This is a genomic window from Psychrobacter sp. TB20-MNA-CIBAN-0197, from assembly GCF_040309765.1.
GTDB lineage: Bacteria > Pseudomonadota > Gammaproteobacteria > Pseudomonadales > Moraxellaceae > Psychrobacter > Psychrobacter submarinus.
Window position 1 is genome coordinate 1 of sequence record NZ_JBEOPC010000881.1, and the last position, 259, is coordinate 259.

Sequence of the window (259 nt, forward strand, 5' to 3'; positions counted from 1 at the left end):
GTTGAAGGTAAAGATACCCAAGCCGATGAATACTTAGGTGCTAAACAAATTAGCCCACCAAAAGCGACAGCCAATTTAGCGTGGCAGGCCAGCGACGACATAGCTCTTACATTTAGCTATTTATACGTTGGCGATAGAAAGCGCTTTGATAAAAACAAACAAGGCCAATACGTTGGCGATCAAGGTCCTGTAAGTAGTTACGATATAGTTAATTTGAGTGGTCAATATCAAATTACTCCACAATGGAGCAGCTATTTTG

The 259-nt window shown here is 40.9% G+C and carries 1 protein-coding gene; it reads left to right on the forward strand.

The genetic code is table 11. From position 1 onward, the window contains the following. Window positions 1-259, forward strand: a 259-nt coding sequence (locus tag AAEY83_RS16390) for a hypothetical protein (RefSeq protein ID WP_351060738.1), incomplete at both ends; no start/stop codon positions are given.